Raw genomic sequence first — 272 nt, 5'->3', positions numbered from 1 at the left:
CGATCGGTTTCGGCTCGTCGGTGCACGTGTCGGTCCCGCATGCGTAGCTGTGTGCCGTGGTGTCGTACCGCGTTGCCGCGAGCTGGATGACGTACTGGTTTACAACGATGACGTAATAGGTGCCGCCGTTGGCCAGCCCGCCCACCAGTTTTCCCGTGGTGCGGTAGACGACCGCCTGGCCGGTGGTGAGCCGGTGCGACACTTGAATCGGCGTGCCGTCGTCCCTGAGCCCGGTGACCGGTCCGACGACAATGTTGTGCTGGCTGGCGTCG

Annotated in this window: 1 protein-coding gene; it reads right to left on the bottom strand. The window is 65.1% G+C overall.

The annotated features are described in order from the left end of the window. A partial coding sequence (locus ABFX56_RS16085; RefSeq protein WP_346234364.1) for a hypothetical protein occupies positions 1-272 on the bottom strand: 272 nt, incomplete at both ends.

The sequence above is a fragment of the Parafrigoribacterium mesophilum genome (assembly GCF_039652555.1).
Lineage (GTDB): Bacteria > Actinomycetota > Actinomycetes > Actinomycetales > Microbacteriaceae > Parafrigoribacterium > Parafrigoribacterium mesophilum.
The sequence above is the reverse complement of the archived record's forward strand: the minus strand, read 5'-3'. Positions and strand labels throughout refer to the sequence as shown.